23 protein-coding genes are annotated in these 19,562 nt (G+C 37.2%); all 23 read left to right on the top strand.

Annotated elements, in window-relative coordinates:
• The first annotated feature begins 19 nt into the window (after positions 1 to 19).
• The 23 genes from C1H58_RS07790 (at position 20) to C1H58_RS07680 (ending at position 19,533) form a co-directional block, all read left to right on the top strand.
• Positions 20 to 349 carry a winged helix-turn-helix transcriptional regulator gene (locus tag C1H58_RS07790; RefSeq protein WP_050330370.1) on the top strand — a complete coding sequence of 110 codons (330 nt, stop codon included), beginning with the start codon at positions 20 to 22 and terminating at the stop codon, positions 347 to 349.
• 141 nt (positions 350 to 490) lie between these two features.
• Entirely contained in the window at positions 491 to 1,924 is a 1,434-nt protein-coding gene (locus C1H58_RS07785) for an aldehyde dehydrogenase family protein (protein WP_060829584.1), read from the top strand.
• Between the two features lie 223 nt (positions 1,925 to 2,147).
• Positions 2,148 to 3,461, top strand: a complete 1,314-nt coding sequence (gene rho, locus C1H58_RS07780) for a transcription termination factor Rho (RefSeq protein WP_050345349.1) — start codon at positions 2,148 to 2,150, stop codon at positions 3,459 to 3,461.
• Positions 3,462 to 3,582: 121 nt separating this feature from the next.
• Complete coding sequence (locus C1H58_RS07775) at positions 3,583 to 3,837, top strand: type B 50S ribosomal protein L31 (protein WP_016426439.1); 255 nt, start codon at positions 3,583 to 3,585, stop codon at positions 3,835 to 3,837.
• Positions 3,838 to 4,165: 328 nt separating this feature from the next.
• Positions 4,166 to 4,768 carry a thymidine kinase gene (locus C1H58_RS07770; RefSeq protein WP_165545849.1) on the top strand — a complete coding sequence of 201 codons (603 nt, stop codon included), beginning with the start codon at positions 4,166 to 4,168 and terminating at the stop codon, positions 4,766 to 4,768.
• Entirely contained in the window at positions 4,768 to 5,844 is a 1,077-nt protein-coding gene (gene prfA, locus C1H58_RS07765) for a peptide chain release factor 1 (RefSeq protein WP_050330376.1), read from the top strand. Before C1H58_RS07770 ends, prfA begins: the two co-directional genes overlap by 1 nt.
• Positions 5,834 to 6,676 carry a peptide chain release factor N(5)-glutamine methyltransferase gene (gene prmC / locus C1H58_RS07760; RefSeq protein ID WP_165545848.1) on the top strand — a complete coding sequence of 281 codons (843 nt, stop codon included), beginning with the start codon at positions 5,834 to 5,836 and terminating at the stop codon, positions 6,674 to 6,676. Before prfA ends, prmC begins: the two co-directional genes overlap by 11 nt.
• 125 nt (positions 6,677 to 6,801) lie before the next feature.
• Positions 6,802 to 7,851 (top strand): L-threonylcarbamoyladenylate synthase, encoded by a 1,050-nt coding sequence (locus C1H58_RS07755; protein WP_182280582.1) that lies wholly within the window; start codon positions 6,802 to 6,804, stop codon positions 7,849 to 7,851.
• A complete protein-coding gene (locus tag C1H58_RS07750) occupies positions 7,848 to 8,273 on the top strand; it encodes a low molecular weight protein arginine phosphatase (protein ID WP_165545846.1) in 426 nt (141 codons plus the stop codon). The genes C1H58_RS07755 and C1H58_RS07750 overlap by 4 nt, the downstream gene beginning before the upstream one ends.
• 119 nt (positions 8,274 to 8,392) lie before the next feature.
• Positions 8,393 to 8,920 (top strand): TIGR01440 family protein, encoded by a 528-nt coding sequence (locus C1H58_RS07745; RefSeq protein WP_165545845.1) that lies wholly within the window; start codon positions 8,393 to 8,395, stop codon positions 8,918 to 8,920.
• A gap of 20 nt (positions 8,921 to 8,940) precedes the next feature.
• Complete coding sequence (gene glyA / locus C1H58_RS07740) at positions 8,941 to 10,179, top strand: serine hydroxymethyltransferase (RefSeq protein WP_165545844.1); 1,239 nt, start codon at positions 8,941 to 8,943, stop codon at positions 10,177 to 10,179.
• A 33-nt stretch (positions 10,180 to 10,212) separates the two neighbouring features.
• On the top strand, positions 10,213 to 10,842 hold the full coding sequence (upp, locus tag C1H58_RS07735; protein WP_016426447.1) for a uracil phosphoribosyltransferase: 630 nt from the start codon (positions 10,213 to 10,215) through the stop codon (positions 10,840 to 10,842).
• Between the two features lie 22 nt (positions 10,843 to 10,864).
• Entirely contained in the window at positions 10,865 to 12,001 is a 1,137-nt protein-coding gene (gene wecB, locus C1H58_RS07730) for a non-hydrolyzing UDP-N-acetylglucosamine 2-epimerase (protein ID WP_165545843.1), read from the top strand.
• A 163-nt stretch (positions 12,002 to 12,164) separates the two neighbouring features.
• Positions 12,165 to 12,530 carry an ATP synthase subunit I gene (locus C1H58_RS07725; RefSeq protein ID WP_060829590.1) on the top strand — a complete coding sequence of 122 codons (366 nt, stop codon included), beginning with the start codon at positions 12,165 to 12,167 and terminating at the stop codon, positions 12,528 to 12,530.
• 23 nt (positions 12,531 to 12,553) lie between these two features.
• A complete protein-coding gene (gene atpB / locus C1H58_RS07720) occupies positions 12,554 to 13,276 on the top strand; it encodes a F0F1 ATP synthase subunit A (protein WP_016426450.1) in 723 nt (240 codons plus the stop codon).
• Positions 13,277 to 13,329: 53 nt separating this feature from the next.
• Entirely contained in the window at positions 13,330 to 13,542 is a 213-nt protein-coding gene (atpE, locus tag C1H58_RS07715; RefSeq protein WP_014613343.1) for a F0F1 ATP synthase subunit C, read from the top strand.
• Between the two features lie 153 nt (positions 13,543 to 13,695).
• Positions 13,696 to 14,217: a F0F1 ATP synthase subunit B gene (locus C1H58_RS07710; RefSeq protein WP_103356679.1), complete on the top strand. Its 522-nt coding sequence runs from the start codon at positions 13,696 to 13,698 to the stop codon at positions 14,215 to 14,217.
• A complete protein-coding gene (locus C1H58_RS07705; RefSeq protein WP_050330390.1) occupies positions 14,217 to 14,756 on the top strand; it encodes a F0F1 ATP synthase subunit delta in 540 nt (179 codons plus the stop codon). The genes C1H58_RS07710 and C1H58_RS07705 overlap by 1 nt, the downstream gene beginning before the upstream one ends.
• 26 nt (positions 14,757 to 14,782) lie before the next feature.
• Entirely contained in the window at positions 14,783 to 16,294 is a 1,512-nt protein-coding gene (gene atpA, locus C1H58_RS07700) for a F0F1 ATP synthase subunit alpha (RefSeq protein ID WP_016426453.1), read from the top strand.
• 32 nt (positions 16,295 to 16,326) lie between these two features.
• Positions 16,327 to 17,193 carry an ATP synthase F1 subunit gamma gene (gene atpG, locus C1H58_RS07695; RefSeq protein WP_050330391.1) on the top strand — a complete coding sequence of 289 codons (867 nt, stop codon included), beginning with the start codon at positions 16,327 to 16,329 and terminating at the stop codon, positions 17,191 to 17,193.
• A 23-nt stretch (positions 17,194 to 17,216) separates the two neighbouring features.
• Entirely contained in the window at positions 17,217 to 18,629 is a 1,413-nt protein-coding gene (atpD, locus tag C1H58_RS07690; protein WP_050330393.1) for a F0F1 ATP synthase subunit beta, read from the top strand.
• Between the two features lie 22 nt (positions 18,630 to 18,651).
• Complete coding sequence (locus C1H58_RS07685) at positions 18,652 to 19,056, top strand: F0F1 ATP synthase subunit epsilon (protein ID WP_016426456.1); 405 nt, start codon at positions 18,652 to 18,654, stop codon at positions 19,054 to 19,056.
• Positions 19,057 to 19,302: 246 nt separating this feature from the next.
• The gene (locus C1H58_RS07680; RefSeq protein ID WP_060829592.1) at positions 19,303 to 19,533 is read left to right on the top strand and encodes a DUF1146 family protein; all 231 of its coding nucleotides are present in this window, start codon (positions 19,303 to 19,305) and stop codon (positions 19,531 to 19,533) included.
• Positions 19,534 to 19,562: the final 29 nt, after the last annotated feature.

The following is a 19,562-nucleotide window of genomic DNA, read 5'->3' as shown; positions in this document are numbered from 1 at the left end:
AAGATTCGAGGTGATAGCTATGGAAGTATGTCCATATTTAGAAGAGACGTTTAAAATATTGGGGCGTAGTTGGAATGGATTAATTTTGCATTACCTATCTACCTGCGATGAGCATAAAGCACACTTTTCCGAAATGAAGCGAGATTTAAGCCCAATTACGAATAGGGCATTATCTTTGAAAATGGCAGAGTTGTGTCAAGCACAACTTATATATAAAGATGTGATTTCAGAAACACCACCATCAGTTTGTTATCATTTAACTGAAAAAGGTGCAGCACTGGCTCAAGCGTTAGAACCCCTTGAAACGTGGGCGCATGACTATATAGAACTGAATGAAAGTGCACAATAAAACAACTTAAATAATATAAAAGAATGAGACAAAATGGATGCAATTCTATAATGTCTTGTTCTTTTGTGTTTTTTAAGTATGTTTAAATAATGTAATTCGTGGAAATACAACAGATATGATAATGATAAGGAGTGTTTGTTCATGAGAGATCAAACGAAACAATATATAAACGGTGAATGGGTTGAAAGTCATAGTGGTGAAACTATAGATGTGATTAACCCAGCAACTGAAGAAGTGTTTGGACGTATTGCGAAAGGTGACAAAGAAGATGTTGATCGCGCTGTCCAAGCTGCACATGATGTATATTTATCATTCCGTCATACTTCAGTAAAAGAGCGTCAAGAATTATTAGCACGTATCGTGGAAGAATATAAAAATAGAAAAGAAGATATAATTGAAGCCATTACTTTAGAATTGGGTTCACCAGTATCAAAATCTGATAAAGTGCACTATGAAGCAGGATTAAATCACTTCCAAGCTGCACATGATGCTTTAAATGATTTCCAATTTGAAGAACGCCGTGGCGATGATTTAGTTGTTAAAGAAGCCATTGGTGTTGCAGGACTAGTAACCCCTTGGAACTTCCCAACAAACCAAACATCACTTAAACTTGCTGCTGCATTTGCTGCGGGTAGCCCAGTGGTGTTAAAACCTTCTGAATTAACACCATTCGCTGCTATTATTTTAGCAGAAATTTTTGATAAAGCTGGCGTACCTAAAGGCGTATTCAACCTTGTTAACGGTGATGGAGAAGGTGTAGGAACTCCGTTGAGTCAGCACCCTGATGTACGTATGATGTCATTTACAGGTTCTGGTGGTACAGGTTCTAAAATTATGGAACAAGCAAGTAAAGACTTTAAAAAAGTTTCACTTGAACTTGGAGGTAAATCACCCTATATTATTTTAGATGATGCAGATATTAAAGAAGCTGCACAAGCTGCTGTGAAAAAGGTCGTTAATAATACGGGACAAGTATGTACTGCAGGTACACGTACAATTATACCTGAAAGCATAAAAGATCAATTTTTAGCACAAGTTAAAGAAGAAATTGCAAAAGTTAAAGTTGGCGACCCACAAAATGCTGACACTGAAGTGGGGCCAATTGTAAGTGAAAAACAATACAATCAAGTTCAAGACTATATTCAAAAAGGGATTGATGAAGGTGCCGAACTATTATATGGTGGCACTGGCAAACCTGAAGGATTAGATCAAGGTTATTTTGCAAAACCAACTATATTTGCAAATGTTGATAACAAAATGACAATTGCCCAAGAAGAAATTTTTGGTCCAGTTATGTCTGTAATCACTTATAAAGATTTAGACGATGCGATTAAAATTGCAAATGACACAAAATATGGTCTTGCAGGCTATGTTTTTGGTAAAGACAAAGATAAATTAAAACAAGTTGCACGTTCTATTGAAGCGGGTACTGTTGAAATTAATGAATCTGGACGTAAACCAAACCTACCATTTGGTGGCTATAAACAATCAGGTTTAGGTCGTGAATGGGGAGACTATGGTGTTGAAGAATTTTTAGAAGTTAAAGCGATTGCAGGTTATTATAAAGGCGAATAACCCACTTAAATGTAGTTTGTCACTGTTCTGCTGAAAACAGATCAAAGTGGCAAACTACTTTTTCTTATTAAGATAATCAGCGAAACCCTTTTGAATAGTCGAAAATTGAAATTTTGTATTAGGTTTTTGTTGATATTTTGTCATAATGAATAATATTTGATATAGTATTTCTTGATCGTATGCACATGCGGTTAAAGAATTTAATATGAAATGAGTGTTTAACATGTCAAGGGAAAGAACATCTCCACAATATGAATCTTTTCATGAATTATATAAGAATAATACAACGAAAGCCCTCACAGAAAAGGCGAAATCTCTTAAACTTGTTAACTATAGTAAATTAAACAAAAAAGAACTTGTACTTGCTATAATGGAAGCCCAAATGGAGCAAGATGGCAATTATTATATGGAAGGAATCCTTGACGATATACAGCAGGATGGCTATGGATTCTTAAGAACAGTCAACTTTTCGAAAGGCGAAAAGGATATCTATATATCTGCTAGTCAAATCAGGCGCTTCGAAATCAAGTTAGGCGATAAAGTAACTGGAAAAGTTCGAAAGCCAAAAGAAAATGAAAAATATTATGGATTACTTCAAGTAGACTTCGTTAATGACCACAATGCAGAAGAAGTCAAAAAACGTCCTCACTTCCAAGCACTTACACCTTTATACCCAGATGAACGAATTCGATTAGAAACTGAACCTCAAAATTATTCAACACGCGTGATGGATTTAATCACACCTATTGGTTTAGGTCAACGCGGCTTGATTGTTGCGCCACCTAAAGCCGGGAAAACCTCTTTACTTAAAGAAATCGCAAACGCGATTGTTACAAATAAACCCAACGCTAAATTATTTATTTTACTCATAGGGGAACGTCCTGAAGAAGTGACAGATATAGAACGCTCTGTTGATGAAGCGGAAGTTGTTCATTCTACTTTTGATGAACACCCAAAACATCATGTCAAAGTAGCAGAACTTTTATTAGAACGTGCTAAACGTCTAGTAGAAATTGGAGAAGACGTTATTATATTAATGGATTCTATTACAAGATTAGCGCGTGCTTATAACCTTGTTGTGCCACCGAGCGGCAGAACTTTATCTGGCGGTCTAGATCCTGCTTCCTTACATGGTCCAAAAACTTTTTTCGGTGCAGCGAGAAATATTGAAGCTGGGGGTAGCTTAACAATTTTAGCGACTGCACTGATTGATACAGGCTCACGCATGGATGATATGATTTACGAAGAATTTAAAGGAACAGGTAATATGGAATTGCACTTAGACAGAAAACTATCTGAGCGACGTATTTTTCCTGCGATTGATATTTCAAGAAGTTCTACTCGAAAAGAAGAATTATTACTCCCTAAAAGTGAATTAGATAGCTTATGGCAATTGAGAAATATGTTCTCAAGTGCACCTGACTTTACAGAGCGCTTTATTCGAAAATTGAAGCGGACAAAAACGAACGAAGAATTTTTTGAAGTGCTACAAAAAAGTGCAGCTGAAAGTACAAAAACGGGTAAGCCTATTATTTAAGTCGAATAATTAAAAAGTAGGGTTGCATTTTCGGGATACGCCATTTATAATGTTTAAGTATTGGGTAAAAACTCACAAATAACTCTGTTCCAGATGGTTCAGGGCAAAGGAGCTGAAAATTATGAAACAAGGCATTCATCCAGAATACCGTAAAGTCATCTTTTTAGATACAACAACTGATTACAAGTTTTTAAGCGGTTCTACTAAATTTTCAAATGAAACAATGAAATGGGAAGATGGAAATGAATACCCAGTTATTCGTTTAGATATTTCTTCTGATTCACATCCTTTCTACACAGGACGCCAAAAGTTTGCTGCTGCAGACGGTCGTGTGGAACGTTTCAACAAAAAATTTGGTCTCAAATCAAACAACTAATGCAATATTCAAGCATTCTCTTAGACGAGAATGCTTTTTTATTCGTTAAGGTTTCTTTGTGACACCATTTTGATACATAATGATGAGCATGTGCGAACAATTGTAGCAGTGATACATAAAAATTTTTAAAGTTCGATTAATACGGGATGAAAAGGTCACCTATTATATTTTTAGGTTTTTAATTTATAAATACATAGCTGTAGCACTTATGGTTTAACTTGTTCAGTCACTTAAATTTAAGTACAGAATCGATTACAATTTAAGCAAACGGATATTTCATTTTATGATATAATGAAGTGATTTTGTTTTGGAAAAGGTGGAAAGAACGATGTATGAAGCGTACCATTCAGGTTGGATAGAATGTATTACCGGAAGTATGTTTAGTGGTAAGTCGGAAGAACTGATAAGACGATTACGCAGAGGTGTTTACGCCAAGCAAAAAGTTATCGTTTTTAAACCGGCCATTGACGACCGCTATCATAAAGAAAAGGTGGTATCACATAATGGTAATGAGATAGAAGCGATTAATATTTCTAAAGCAAATGAAATATGGCATTATAATTTAAAAGATGTAGACATCATCGGTATTGATGAAATTCAATTTTTTGATCAAGAAATTGTAGAGATTGCAGAAAAACTTGCAGAAAAAGGTTATAGAGTAATTACAGCAGGACTTGATATGGATTTTAGAGGTGAGCCATTTCATCCTGTTCCTGAAATGCTTGCTGTAAGTGAACATATTACAAAATTACAAGCAGTATGTGCCGTATGTGGCGCTTCATCAAGTCGGACACAGCGATTAATTGATGGTAAGCCTGCAAAAGTGGACGATCCGATTATTTTGGTTGGCGCAGACGAACGTTACGAACCGCGTTGTCGTGCGCATCATGTTGTATTACCGAGCGAAGATACTAAGGAGGGACAAGAATAATGTTTGATCAATTAGATATCGTTGAAGAACGTTATGAGCAACTGAACGAATTGCTAAGTGACCCAGAAGTGGTCAGCGATTCAGATTTATTGCGCAAATATTCAAAGGAACAATCAGAACTACATAAAACTGTAGAAGTCTACCGTCATTACAAACAAGTGAAGGAAGATATTCAAGAAATTGAATTGATGCTTTCAGAAACAGACGATAGTGATGAAGTGGCTATGTTAAAAGAAGAAGCTGCAGACTTAAAAGCAGAAGTCCCAGAACTTGAAGAAAAACTCAAATTTTTATTAATTCCGAAAGATCCTAATGACGAGAAAGATGTTATTGTCGAAGTACGTGCGGCGGCTGGTGGCGATGAAGCAGCCATCTTTGCAGGTGACTTATTCCGGATGTACTCTAAATTTGCTGAAGCGCACAATTTTAAAACAGAAATTGTGGAAGCAACTGAAAGTGATCACGGTGGATACAAAGAGATAAGTTTTTCCGTTTCTGGTGATGGCGCCTACAGTAAATTGAAATATGAAAATGGTGCGCACCGTGTTCAACGTGTTCCTGAAACAGAATCAGGCGGACGAATTCATACATCAACAGCAACCGTTGCTGTACTGCCAGAAGTAGAAGATGTAGAAATAGAAATACGCAATGAAGATTTGAAAATCGATACGTATCGTTCAAGTGGTGCAGGTGGACAACACGTCAATACTACTGACTCAGCCGTACGTATTACACACTTACCAACGGGTGTAATTGCGACATCTTCTGAAAAATCACAAATTCAAAACCGTGAAAAAGCTATGAAAGTTTTAAAAGCACGTCTCTATGATATGAAAGTTCAAGAGGAACAGCAGAAATACGCAGCGCAAAGAAAGTCAGCTGTTGGGACAGGGGACCGTTCTGAGCGTATTCGAACATATAATTATCCTCAAAGCCGTGTGACAGACCATCGAATTGGTTTAACGTTACAAAAGTTAGATCAAATCATGGAAGGGAAATTAGACGAAGTTGTCGATGCATTAACAATGCATGAACAAACAGAAAAGTTGAAAGAGCTTAATTCTGGTGAACTATAATCAGTGGATAAAAAACGCTAAACAGAAAATGTCAGCACAAGGCTATGAAGAAAATGCTGTCGAATGGCTCGTGATGGACATGTGTCAATGGTCTCGGACTCAAATGATTTTGAATGAGAAAGACGTTTTATCGCAAGATAGATTGAAGCAACTTGAGCAAGGTTTGTCATTTTTATTAAAAGGAATGCCTGTTCAATATGTTGTGGAGCAAGCGCATTTTTATGGACGTATTTTTAAAGTCAATCCTAATGTATTAATTCCAAGACCTGAAACAGAAGAAGTAGTGCATTACTTTTTGAATCAAATTAGACCGACCATGACGGTTGCCGATGTGGGTGTAGGTAGTGGTATTATTGCAGTGACTTTAAAAGCAGAAATAAATGATTTAACTGTCTATGGTAGTGATATTTCCAAGTCTGCCTTATCTGTTGCTCAAAACAATGCGAAAAAGCATAACTGTGAGATTCATTTTATGGAAGGCGATGCACTTAAACCGTACATTGAACAAGGTATTCAATTGGAAGGTTTAATTTCAAATCCACCTTATATTAGTAAAGAAGAAGTGAATGTGATGGGAAAGGATGTACTAGAATTTGAACCTCATTTAGCACTTTTTGCTGAGGAACAAGGCTATCAAGTTTATAAAGCACTGATTCACGATTTACCTGCTGTCATGTGTGACGGTGCACCTGTTGTGTTTGAAATCGGATATCAACAAGGGGAATTTCTAACCCAACTGATGCAAACGTGGTTTCCTCACATTAAAACGCAAGTGATTGACGACATTAACGGTCAACCACGTATCTTTACATTTAACTGGCATAAGATTTAAAATTTTATATTTCATCTAAATAAAAGGGGTGAGGCATAGAAATCCATCATCGAGGTATGGATTTCAGTCTTACACCTTTTTTAATTTGTAGTAAAATATGAGGAAAGGAGAGGTGGCTTTCAATGATGGAAACCAAAATATGGGATGTCCGTAACTATACAACGTGTTTAAACACATATCCCGAGTTAGATGCAATTATTGAGACTTATCGACGAGGAGGGCTTGTTGTTTTACCAACTGAAACTGTTTATGGTTTAGGCGGAAATGCAAGAGACGATGAAGCTGTTCGTAAAATATATGAAGCAAAGGGGCGCCCATCTGATAATCCATTAATCGTGCATATCTATGATACGGATCAACTTGATGATTTTGTATCGTCTATATCTGATGCTACAAAAAGGTTAATGGAAGCGTTTTGGCCAGGTCCTATTACTTTTATTTTGCCTTTGAAAAAAGGTTATTTATGTGAACGTGTGACGGGAGGCTTGGATTCTGTAGCTGTTCGCATGCCGAGTCATCCAGTAGCAAGGGCGCTGTTGGAAGCTGTTGACTTACCTATCGCTGCACCAAGTGCAAATCTTAGTGGTCGTCCGTCACCGACAACGTTTGAACATGCATATGAAGACTTGAATCACCGGGTTGATGGTATCATTCAATCCACTCAGAGTGACGCCGGATTAGAAAGTACGGTACTGGATTGTACTTCTTTTCCATTTCGTATTGCGCGTCCTGGAACGATTACGAGAAGCATGTTGAATGAAGTCATGCCTTTAGCGATTGATGAACATCAAATAACAGCAACAGAGAAACCAATTGCGCCGGGGATGAAATACAAGCATTACGCGCCGAATACACCGCTGAAGATCATCCAGCAAATTAATGCACCGATTAGAAAAGAAGCGCACGAAGATTGGTCAAAAATTGCTTTTATAGTACCTAAAAATAAAATTCCTTTTTTACCAAAAGAAGCAAAAGTTTTAGTCATCAGTGAAGATGAAAATGATATAAAAGGTGCGAACCACCATCTTTATAGTATTTTACATCAATTAGATCAAATGCCATCCATTGAACTTGCTTATATTTTTGGTTATGAAGATAATTTTGAAACGGAAGCATTAAGAAATCGTATGTTAAAAGCAGCAAATCAACAAGTGATAAAGGATGAAACACTATGAAAATTGTTTTTGTTTGTACAGGTAATACGTGCAGAAGTCCAATGGCAGAGGGAATCGCTAAAAAGCTAATGCCAGAAGTAGAGGTTGTTTCTAGAGGATTGATGGCGCAACAAGGTGCTCCGATAGCTCAGCATAGTCAACAACTCATAGAACGTCACGGATTTGATGTTCATGGTGAAGCAAAGTGCTTTACCGACGAAGATACAAAAGCAGATTTAATTTTAACGATGACACCAGAACATGAAAGCATCATTCGCTCAATGTATGGGAGTCACGTTAACGTGGCGACATTGAGTAAATATGTAGGAGAAAATCAAGCCGTTGATGATCCTTTTAGTTCAGGCTATGAAACTTATGAAAAAACCTTTGATCAGCTTTGGGATCTCATACAAAAGTTAAAAGATAAATTAATGGCAGAATAATTAAGTAAACAGTATAAGTTGAAGAAAAAATAAGTTATAATAAGGGGCGTATAGCATGTTTTTACAGTTCTTTAATTATTGTTTTTTCGCTCATACGTATACTTTAAGGGGGTTACAATATGAAGGCATTAAATCAATTATTAGAAGAACTTCAGGCCCAATCGTTTTTTAAAAAAGGTGAAGTTTGTGTCATCGGTTGTTCAACATCAGAGGTTCAAGGTGATCGGATTGGGACGACAGGTTCTTTAGAAGTTGCTGAGACCATTTTTAATTCTTTTGTTAAAGTTCAGCAAGAAACAGGTGTCGCTTTTGCATTTCAGGGTTGTGAACATATTAATCGTGCAATCACAATTGAAAAAAAGGACTTTGATCCTTACTTGATGACTGAAGTTTCTGTCGTACCGGACACGCATGCAGGGGGCTCGTTGTCCACATATGCTTATCGTCATATGGATGAACCGATTGTCGTTGAATATATTAAAGCAGATTCAGGCATTGATATTGGTCAAACTTTAATCGGAATGCATCTTAAACACGTGGCAGTCCCTGTTCGTACATCAGTGAAGCAAATCGGTGAAGCTATCGTGACCGTGGCTAAAACAAGACCCAAAAAAATCGGAGGCGAACGTGCTAAATATCAACTATAAAAGAAAAGAGGGAATTGTCTATGTCATTTATTGCAAAACAAGATAAGTCTGTATTTGAGATTATTCAAAAAGAGTTTAATCGTCAAAACAGTAATATTGAATTAATTGCATCAGAAAACTTCGTATCTGAAGCAGTAATGGAAGCTCAAGGTTCAGTCATGACGAACAAATATGCTGAGGGGTATCCTGGACGTCGTTATTATGGTGGCTGTGTTTTTGTTGACCAAACTGAACAACTTGCTATTGATAGAGCGAAAGCGCTTTTCAATGCTGAACATGTTAACGTACAACCGCATTCAGGTTCACAAGCGAACATGGCAGTCTATCTTGTCGCACTAGAGCACGGAGATACAGTGCTAGGTATGAATTTAAGTCATGGTGGACATTTAACACATGGCGCACCTGTTAATTTTAGTGGTAAATTTTACAATTTCGTAGAGTACGGTGTCACTAAAGATGAAGAACATATCGATTATGAAGAAGTGCGCAAATTGGCAAAAGAACATCAACCTAAGCTGATTGTAGCAGGTGCTTCAGCATATTCACGTGCAATTGATTTCAAAAAGTTTAAAGAAATTGCGGATGAAGTCGGTGCCAAACTAATGGTAGATATGGCGCATATCGCAGGACTTGTAGCTGCTGGCTTACACCAAAACCCTGTTGAATATGCAGACTTCGTAACGACAACAACACATAAAACATTACGTGGCCCTCGTGGTGGTATGATTTTATGTAAAGAAGAATATAAAAAAGATATTGATAAAACAATTTTCCCTGGTATCCAAGGTGGACCATTAGAGCACGTCATTGCAGGTAAAGCTGTTGCATTTGGTGAAGCGTTACAACCAGAATTTAAAACGTACCAAAAACAAGTCATTAAAAATGCACAAACACTTGCACAAACATTACAAGATAACGGCTTTAGAATTGTATCTGGTGGCACTGACAATCATTTAATCTCTGTAGACGTTAAAGGTTCAGTTGGTATCACAGGTAAAGTTGCAGAAGAAGCACTTGATGAAATCGGTATTACTTGTAATAAAAACACAATCCCGTTTGATCAAGAAAAACCATTTGTTACTAGCGGTATCCGTTTAGGTACACCAGCAGCAACAACACGTGGTTTTGATGAAAAAGCATTTGAAGAAGTTGGACTTATTATTAGTGATGTGCTTAAAAATCATGAAAATCAAAAAGTTTTAGAAGAAGCAAAAAAACGCGTAAAAACTTTGACAGAGCAATTCCCTTTATATCAATAAACAGATTAATTTATAACAAACGGAGGCAATAAAATGGGTAAAGTACATGTTTTTGATCACCCTTTAATTCAACATAAACTGAGCTATATCCGCGATGTGAATACAGGTACCAAAGCATTTCGAGAATTAGTTGATGAAGTTGGTATGCTGATGGCATATGAGGTAACACGAGATTTGGAACTTCAAGAAGTTGAAATCGAAACGCCTGTAACTACTGCAGTTGCTAAGCGTTTATCAGGAAAAAAACTTGCATTTGTTCCAATTTTGCGCGCAGGATTAGGTATGACGACTGGTATTTTAAATTTAGTGCCGGCTGCTCGTATTGGGCATGTGGGACTTTATAGAGATCCTGAAACACTCAAAGCTGTCGAATACTTTGTGAAATTGCCACAGGATATTGAAGAGCGAGAAATTATCGTTGTTGACCCAATGCTTGCAACAGGTGCTTCAGCAATCGAAGCAATTAATTCATTGAAAAAGCGTGGTGCAAAGCACATTCGTTTCATGTGTCTTATTGCTGCCCCTGAAGGCGTTGAAAAACTCCAAGCAGCACATGAAGATGTGGATATCTTTATTGCCGCACTCGATGAAAAACTAGATGAAAATGCATATATCATTCCAGGTCTCGGTGATGCAGGAGACCGCCTATTCGGTACAAAATAATTCATAATAAGGAGCTTTTGTAATGAAAAGGATTATGACGATTTTTGGTACTAGGCCAGAAGCCATCAAAATGGCACCTCTTGTTTTGCAGCTTAAAAAAGATGAACAACTCGAACCGATAGTCGTTGTCACAGCCCAACATCGTGAAATGCTAGATTCTGTGTTGGATACTTTTGGCATCGAACCAGATTACGATTTAAATGTCATGAAGCAAGGGCAAACATTATCAGAAGTGACGTCACGTGTACTTACAGGTTTAGAAAGTGTCATTAAGCAAGCCAAACCGGATATGATTTTGGTTCATGGTGATACGACGACAACGTTTGCGGGCAGTCTCGCTGCTTTTTATAACGAAATCAGTATTGGCCATGTTGAAGCGGGATTACGAACTTGGAATAAGTACTCTCCATTTCCTGAAGAGATGAATCGTCAAATGACAGGCGTCATGGCAGATATTCATTTTGCACCTACTGAACAAGCAGCGCAAAATCTTTTGAATGAAAAGAAAGATCCCAATAAAGTTGTTGTTACTGGGAATACGGCAATTGATGCTATGCATACAACAGTTGACGATCAATATCATTCTGAAATCATTCAACGGCACCAAGGTAAACGCATCATACTGCTAACAGCACATCGTCGAGAAAACATAGGGACACCTATGGAAAATATCTTTAAGGCAGTTAGACGAATCGTGGAAGAAGTAGAAGATGCAGTTATCGTCTATCCAATGCATAAAAACCCAAAAGTTCGTGAAATCGCTTATCGACATTTAAATGATCACGAGCGTATTGAATTAATTGAGCCGCTTGAAGTGGTAGATTTTCATAATTTCGCGCATCAAGCACATTTTATTTTAACGGATTCCGGTGGTGTTCAAGAGGAAGCACCGTCATTAGGAAAACCTGTACTCGTTTTAAGAGACACGACTGAACGACCTGAAGGGGTTGAAGCGGGGACACTTAAACTTGTAGGTACCGAAGAAAATGATGTGTATGAAGCAACAAGAGCATTATTAACAGATGAATCACTTTATCAAGCAATGAGTATCGCTCAAAATCCATATGGTGACGGTCAAGCCTCAAAACGTATTTGTGAGAACATTAAATATATGTATGGCTTGATCGAAGAAAAACCAGAAGGCTTTAAAGTGAAGTGATCAAATATGGGGGTCAAATGTGTCAAAATTGTGACAATTTAGAGTGCAAAATCGAAGCCTTTTCACTGTGCAATTGACACGCTTTTCCCCCTATATTATCATGAAAGTTGTATGTGTGGAACGGTTTTCAAAATTGTGTCTTTAGGCAGAAATGAGGCTCAATATGAATCGTTTTTCTAAAATGTTTCAGCCGTTTTTAACATATTACTCTACGATTTTAGTAGGGCTTCTAATCCTATATGTTTTCAAGATCCAACCACCAATTGTACTTGGGCTCATCGTAGGAATAATTGCATCCTTTGCGAATACATGTATTTTTGAATACTATTTAGAGCGATCAAAGAAAACCAATGTTGGTCACATTTCAACTGGAAGTGGTTGGCGATTTTTAATCGCAATTTTAGCATGTACTGGATGGGTATTCTTTCAAGCACAAATACATATTCTTGGCGTCTTGATAGGGTTGATGGTTTCATATGTGTTAATGGTTTTTCGTCCTTTTATTAAGAGCGAAAAAGACGAATTATAATTTGAAAAGAGGTGAAATCAAGAATGGATCATAAACAACCCGTGGTGACATGGAATTTTCTCGGAGTGGACATTAATTTCAACTTATCTACAATTATGATGTTGATTATTACAGCAGTCATAGTGTTTATTATTGCAGTCTTATGTACACGCAATCTCCAGAAGAGACCTAAAGGTGCGCAAAACTTCATTGAATGGGTTTTTGATTTTGTTCGAGGAATTATCGAAAGTAATATGGCTTGGTCGAAAGGTGGACAATTTCACTTCTTAGCAGTCACTTTAATACTATTTATTTTTGTGGCGAACATGCTAGGGCTTCCATTGCAGTTTATAAATAACCATTATTTATGGTGGAAGTCACCTACAGCAGATCCGCATGTCACTTTAACACTCGCAACGATGATGGTTCTGTTAACGCATTACTATGGTGTTAAAATGCGTGGTACAAAAAATTATCTAAAAGGTTATGGTCAACCATACCTTGCATTGTTGCCAATCAATGTTTTCGAAGAGTTTGCATCAACACTAACACTCGGTCTTCGTTTATACGGTAACATATATGCGGGTGAAATATTATTAGGTTTGCTTGCAAAAGCGACGACAGGAGTTGCTTTTGGCTTCTTAATAGGTATTCCTGGTTTAATTGTTTGGCAAGGTTTCTCAATCTTTGTAGGCTCAATCCAAGCCTATATCTTTTTAATGTTAGCAATGGTTTATATGTCACACAAAGTGCTTGACGACCATTAAAATAAAATCAATTTAAATTTAAATTTTAAAACACTTTTAGGAGGATTTATATAATGAATTTAATCGCAGCAGCAATCGCAATTGGTTTATCAGCATTAGGTGCAGGTATCGGTAACGGTTTAATCGTTTCTAGAACAGTCGAAGGTGTAGCACGTCAACCAGAAGCACGTACACAATTAATGTCAATCATGTTCATTGGTATTGGTTTAGTTGAGGCACTTCCTATCATCGGGGTTGTTATTACATTCATCGTTTTATTCATTTAATAACAGCGCAAATTAGACGCACGACATTTTCAAAACATGTGTGTTGCCCTACAATACATGCGTAACATGTGTCATAGGCGAGGTCTAGTATTGATTAGACTTTCGCCGTTCGTTTTTATTGTTTAATAGATGAAATGGTTGAAAGGAGTGTACATCATAGTGACTGCTAATTTATTTACCTTTGCAGCTGCAACTGGCGTAAATATTGGTGATATTATCGTTACAGTGGTAACGTTTATTATCTTGCTTGCGCTATTGAAAAAGTTTGCTTGGGGACCACTTAAAAAAGTCATGGACGATCGTGAGCGTTCGATTAATCAAGATATTGATGATGCAGAACGTGCAAAAATGAATGCTCAACGTTTAGAAGAAGAAAATAGACAAAAATTAAAAGAAACACAAGACGAAGTGCATAAAATTCTTGAAGATGCTAAAGTTCAAGCTCAACGTCAGCAAGAAGAGATCATTCACGAGGCTAACCAACGTGCTAACGGTATGATTGAAACAGCCCAAAGTGAAATTAAGAGTGAAAAAGAACGTGCATTGGCAGAAATTAACAATCAAGTTTCTGAACTTTCAGTACTGATTGCATCGAAAGTATTGCGTAAAGAAATCTCTGAACAAGATCAAAAAGCTTTAATAGAGAAGTATGTTAAAGAGGTAGGGGATAAGTAATGGCTGACGTTGCTCAAAAATATGCCCAAGCACTTTTTGATGTTGCGATCGATCAAAATGTGTTAACAGAAGTTTACGATGAATTTACGGAAATTAATACGGCGATCCAAAGTCAAATTGATTATTTAAAAGGTATCGATTACGAGCCTAAAATTACAATTGCAGATCGATATCATATCGTAGAGAACGTGTTTAAAGGTGTACATCCATACTTATTGAATACATTAAAAATCATTGGATCACACCGAAACTTACATTTGCTTATTGCAATATTTAAAGCATTTGAAGCGCAGTATTATAACTTCCATGGTTTAGCAGATGCATATGTGGAATCAGCAACATCTTTAACAGATGATGAATTGATGCAAGTTAAAAATGCATTGTTAAATCGTACAGGACTTAAAGATTTAATCATTCATGCTGATATCAATGAATCCCTCATTGGTGGCGTGCGCGTTAAAATTGGGACTAAGGTCTACGATGGCAGTGTACAAAATGATTTAAATCAACTTATTAAAAAGTTTAACAGAGCACATTAATTAGATTAAATGGAGGAGTGACATAGATGGCCATAAAAGCTGAAGAAATTAGTGCATTACTTCGCTCACAAATTGAAAACTATGAGTCAGAAATGTCTGTAACAGATGTAGGTACAGTTATTCAAATTGGTGACGGTATTGCATTAGTTCACGGATTAAACGACGTTATGGCTGGTGAATTATTAGAATTCCATAACGGCGTACTTGGACTGGCACAAAACTTAGAAGAAACAAACGTGGGTGTCGTAATTTTAGGTCCTTATGATGAAATTAAAGAAGGCGACGAAGTAAAACGTACTGGACGAATTATGGAGGTTCCAGTAGGTGAAGAATTAATCGGTCGTGTCGTAAACTCATTAGGACAACCTATCGACGGACAAGGTCCAATAAATTCGACAAAAACACGCCCTATCGAGAAGAAAGCAACAGGTGTTATGGCACGTAAATCTGTTGACGAACCATTACAAACAGGTATCAAAGCAATTGACGCGCTTGTTCCAATTGGTCGTGGTCAACGTGAATTGATTATTGGTGACCGTCAAACTGGTAAAACTACAGTTGCCATTGATACGATTTTGAACCAAAAAGATCAAGACATGATTTGTGTCTATGTTGCGATTGGTCAAAAAGAATCAACAGTACGTGCAGCCGTTGAAAAATTACGTCAAGCTGGAGCTTTAGATTACACAATTGTTGTTTCTGCTTCTGCAGCTCAACCAGCTCCAATGTTATACATCGCACCGTATGCAGGTGTATCTATGGCTGAAGAATTCATGTTTAACGGTAAACATGTTTTAATCGTATATGATGATTTAACAAAACAAGCAGCTGCATACCGTGAGTTATCATTATTATTACGTCGTCCACCAGGTCGTGAAGCTTATCCAGGTGATGTGTTCTACTTACACAGTCGTTTATTAGAACGTGCGGCGAAATTAAATGATGATTTAGGTGGCGGTTCAATCACTGCCTTACCATTCGTTGAAACACAAGCAGGTGACATTTCTGCTTATGTCCCAACAAACGTTATTTCGATCACAGATGGTCAAATTTTCTTACAATCAGACTTGTTCTTCTCAGGTATTCGACCAGCGATTAATGCAGGTCTTTCAGTGTCACGTGTAGGGGGTTCTGCACAAATTAAAGCAATGAAAAAAGTTGCTGGTACATTACGTTTAGACTTGGCTTCTTATCGTGAATTAGAGTCATTCGCTCAGTTTGGATCTGACCTTGATGAAGCAACAGCCCGTAAATTAGAGCGTGGTAAGCGTACAGTTGAAGTACTTAAACAAGATCAAAACAAGCCATTACCAGTTGAACATCAAGTGTTAATCATTTACGCATTAACACGTGGCTATTTGGACGATATTCCAGTTGTTGATATTACACGCTTTGAAAGTGAAATAATTGAATGGACAAAATCAAATGCCAATGATATCTTCACTGAAATTCGTGAAACTGGCGGATTGCCTGCAGATGATAAATTTGAAGCAGCAATTACGGAATTCAAAAAAGGATTCAAAGTTTCAGAAGAATAATCGATCATTAAAATAGATAAGGTGGTGAGATAGTGGCTTCATTAAAAGAAATTGATTCTCGTATAAAATCAACGAAAAAGACGAAGCAAATTACAAACGCGATGAACATGGTTTCTAGTTCGAAATTGCGTAAAGCTGAAAAAAATGCAAAAACATTTCGACCTTATATGGAAAAAATGGAAGATGCGATTACAGCGATTGCGGGTGCGAATACGAATAACACCCATCCTATGCTTGTTGAACGTGAAGTGAAACGTGTTGGTTATATGGTTATTACAAGTGACCGAGGCCTTGCAGGTGCATACAGTGCCAACGTTTTAAAACATATGATTCGTGATATTGAAAAACGACATCAAAGTTCTGACGAATACAGTATTATTGTGCTAGGACAAATCGGTGCTTCATTTTTAAAAAATAGAGGATACGAGATTGAAAATACATTAACTGATATTCCAGATCAGCCTTCATTTAAAGCCATTCAAGCTATAGCTAAACGCGCTGTTGACTTATACGCAGAAGAACGTATTGATGAATTACATGTCTACTATAGCCATTACATGAGTGTAATTGAAAATAAACCAAGAAGTAAAAAATTATTACCATTATCTCCTGAGGATTCGAGCTTAGGGCATGGCGCGTTATCATCATATGAATTTGAGCCAGATAAAGAAGCGATATTAAAAGTCTTATTACCTCAATATATTGAGAGCTTAATATATGGCACGATTCTTGATGCTAAGGCGAGTGAACATGCATCTCGTATGAATGCGATGAAGAATGCCTCTGATAATGCAGCAGAAATGATTGATGATTTATCATTACAATTTAACCGTGCGCGACAAGCAGCCATTACACAACAAATCACTGAAATTGTTGGTGGTTCAGCAGCGTTAGAATAATTTGATTTTAAGGAGGAAGAAACATGGGATTAGGCCGTGTAACTCAGGTCATGGGGCCAGTTATTGACGTGCGTTTTGAACATAATGAAATTCCAAATATTAACAACGCACTTATCATCGAAGTGGCAAGAGATGGTGAAACTGAGAGTTTAACTTTAGAGGTCGCTCTTCATTTAGGTGACGATGTTGTACGTACAATCGCAATGGACTCTACAGATGGTGTTCAACGTGGTTCAGAAGTAAAAGATACTGGCGCACCAATTAGCGTACCAGTAGGAGATGCAACACTTGGACGTGTCTTCAATGTTTTAGGTGAACATATTGACTTAGAAAGTGAAGTTGACGCTTCAGTACGTCGTGACCCGATTCACCGTTCAGCACCTCAATTTGATGAACTTTCTACAGAAGTAGAAATTTTAGAAACTGGAATTAAAGTTGTAGACTTACTAGCACCTTACATAAAAGGTGGTAAAATTGGATTATTTGGTGGTGCCGGTGTAGGTAAAACCGTATTAATTCAAGAATTAATTAACAATATCGCTCAAGAGCACGGTGGTATTTCAGTATTTGCCGGTGTTGGTGAACGTACACGTGAAGGTAATGACTTATACTATGAAATGAAAGATAGTGGTGTTATTGCTAAAACAGCGATGGTATTCGGACAAATGAACGAGCCACCTGGTGCACGTATGCGTGTTGCATTATCAGGTTTAACTATGGCTGAATATTTCCGTGATGAACAAGGACAAGACGTATTATTGTTTATCGACAATATTTTCCGTTTTACACAAGCAGGTTCAGAAGTATCAGCATTATTAGGCCGGATGCCTTCAGCAGTAGGTTATCAACCAACGTTAGCGACTGAGATGGGTCAATTACAAGAACGTATTACATCTACAAATAAAGGGTCTGTTACATCAATTCAAGCGGTATTCGTACCAGCCGATGACTATACTGACCCAGCGCCAGCTACAGCTTTCGCGCACTTAGATGCAACAACAAACTTGGAACGTAAACTTAGTGAAATGGGTATCTACCCAGCTGTGGACCCATTAGCTTCAACGTCACGTGCGCTTGAACCGACTGTAGTTGGACAAGAACACTATGATGTTGCACGACAAGTTCAATCTACTTTACAAAAATACCGTGAATTACAAGACATCATTGCTATTTTAGGTATGGATGAATTGTCAGATGAAGATAAGAAAACTGTTGAACGTGCGCGTCGTATCCAATTCTTCTTATCACAAAACTTCCATGTTGCTGAACAATTTACAGGTCAAAAAGGATCTTACGTCCCTGTTAAACAAACTGTACAAGACTTCAAAGCAATTTTAGATGGTAAGTATGACCATATTCCTGAAGATGCATTCCGCTTAGTGGGTGGCATTGATGACGTGATTGCGAAAGCAAAAGATATGGGTGTAGAAGTTTAATACAAATTAGGAGGCTTGGATAATGAATACATTAACCTTAGATATCGTCACTCCTAATGGTTCTGTTTATAAAGAAGAGAACGTAGAAATCGTTGTCTTACAAACAACAGCAGGCGAGATGGGTGTGATGTACGGTCACATTCCGACGGTTACACCATTAAGAATCGGTCATATCAAAGTGACTAAAGATGGTAAAGCAGATTATATCGCTGTAACAGAAGGGTTTGCTGAGATTAGACATGAAAAAGTAAATATTTTAGCACAAGCTGCTGAATCAGCAGAAGATATTGACTTAGAGCGTGCAAAATCAGCAAAGCAACGTGCAACTTTTTATCTTGAAGGAGATCAATCAGATACGGATTTAAAACGTGCAGAACGTGCATTGCAACGTGCTGATAACCGTATCGAAGTTGCTAAATACAAGTAGTTGGCTTTTACGAGCTAACAATAAAAAGCTCGATGTGTATCTATCCACACATCGAGCTTTTTATAATGGTATCAATGCTGCAATCTAGCAATCATAAGTCTCTAAAACTATTATTGTCCATTATATTTCATTTCAATGCTATTATAGAAAAAGTGTGTTTGTATAAGGCGCTAATAGTATGAATTGTACTATAAATCATGTAGAATTAATGAAGAGAATGAAATTGTGAAGGAGCAACGTAACAATATGGATTATATGGGTCAATTTGCTATCGCACATATTTTAACGCACGTGCTGTGTATTTGTATTGCTTATTGGGGCTTAAATGCAATTAGGCTAGATCAGTTTTTTAAAAAAGGATATCCTATGCAAGTTCAAGTCATTATGATTTTTGCAGCAATTTTATTAGGCACAAGCGTAAGTAATTTTATTATTGATTTACTACATTTTTCTACGCAAATCAGATATTTATTTTAAAAATTCAAATCATGATGTTTAAAATAAAT

The sequence above is a fragment of the Staphylococcus sp. 191 genome, assembly GCF_011174885.1.
Lineage (GTDB): Bacteria > Bacillota > Bacilli > Staphylococcales > Staphylococcaceae > Staphylococcus > Staphylococcus coagulans.
Note: the sequence above shows the minus strand (reverse complement) of the source record. Positions and strands in the feature narration are given on the sequence as shown.

Coding starts and splice junctions, on each gene's coding strand:
- C1H58_RS07790 (WP_050330370.1), top strand. CDS start 20: ATGGAAGTATGTCCATATTTAGAAGAGACGTTTAAAATATTGGGGCGT.
- C1H58_RS07785 (WP_060829584.1), top strand. CDS start 491: ATGAGAGATCAAACGAAACAATATATAAACGGTGAATGGGTTGAAAGT.
- rho (WP_050345349.1), top strand. CDS start 2,148: ATGTCAAGGGAAAGAACATCTCCACAATATGAATCTTTTCATGAATTA.
- C1H58_RS07775 (WP_016426439.1), top strand. CDS start 3,583: ATGAAACAAGGCATTCATCCAGAATACCGTAAAGTCATCTTTTTAGAT.
- C1H58_RS07770 (WP_165545849.1), top strand. CDS start 4,166: ATGTATGAAGCGTACCATTCAGGTTGGATAGAATGTATTACCGGAAGT.
- prfA (WP_050330376.1), top strand. CDS start 4,768: ATGTTTGATCAATTAGATATCGTTGAAGAACGTTATGAGCAACTGAAC.
- C1H58_RS07755 (WP_182280582.1), top strand. CDS start 6,802: ATGGAAACCAAAATATGGGATGTCCGTAACTATACAACGTGTTTAAAC.
- C1H58_RS07750 (WP_165545846.1), top strand. CDS start 7,848: ATGAAAATTGTTTTTGTTTGTACAGGTAATACGTGCAGAAGTCCAATG.
- C1H58_RS07745 (WP_165545845.1), top strand. CDS start 8,393: ATGAAGGCATTAAATCAATTATTAGAAGAACTTCAGGCCCAATCGTTT.
- glyA (WP_165545844.1), top strand. CDS start 8,941: ATGTCATTTATTGCAAAACAAGATAAGTCTGTATTTGAGATTATTCAA.
- upp (WP_016426447.1), top strand. CDS start 10,213: ATGGGTAAAGTACATGTTTTTGATCACCCTTTAATTCAACATAAACTG.
- wecB (WP_165545843.1), top strand. CDS start 10,865: ATGAAAAGGATTATGACGATTTTTGGTACTAGGCCAGAAGCCATCAAA.
- C1H58_RS07725 (WP_060829590.1), top strand. CDS start 12,165: ATGAATCGTTTTTCTAAAATGTTTCAGCCGTTTTTAACATATTACTCT.
- atpB (WP_016426450.1), top strand. CDS start 12,554: ATGGATCATAAACAACCCGTGGTGACATGGAATTTTCTCGGAGTGGAC.
- atpE (WP_014613343.1), top strand. CDS start 13,330: ATGAATTTAATCGCAGCAGCAATCGCAATTGGTTTATCAGCATTAGGT.
- C1H58_RS07705 (WP_050330390.1), top strand. CDS start 14,217: ATGGCTGACGTTGCTCAAAAATATGCCCAAGCACTTTTTGATGTTGCG.
- atpA (WP_016426453.1), top strand. CDS start 14,783: ATGGCCATAAAAGCTGAAGAAATTAGTGCATTACTTCGCTCACAAATT.
- atpD (WP_050330393.1), top strand. CDS start 17,217: ATGGGATTAGGCCGTGTAACTCAGGTCATGGGGCCAGTTATTGACGTG.
- C1H58_RS07685 (WP_016426456.1), top strand. CDS start 18,652: ATGAATACATTAACCTTAGATATCGTCACTCCTAATGGTTCTGTTTAT.
- C1H58_RS07680 (WP_060829592.1), top strand. CDS start 19,303: ATGGATTATATGGGTCAATTTGCTATCGCACATATTTTAACGCACGTG.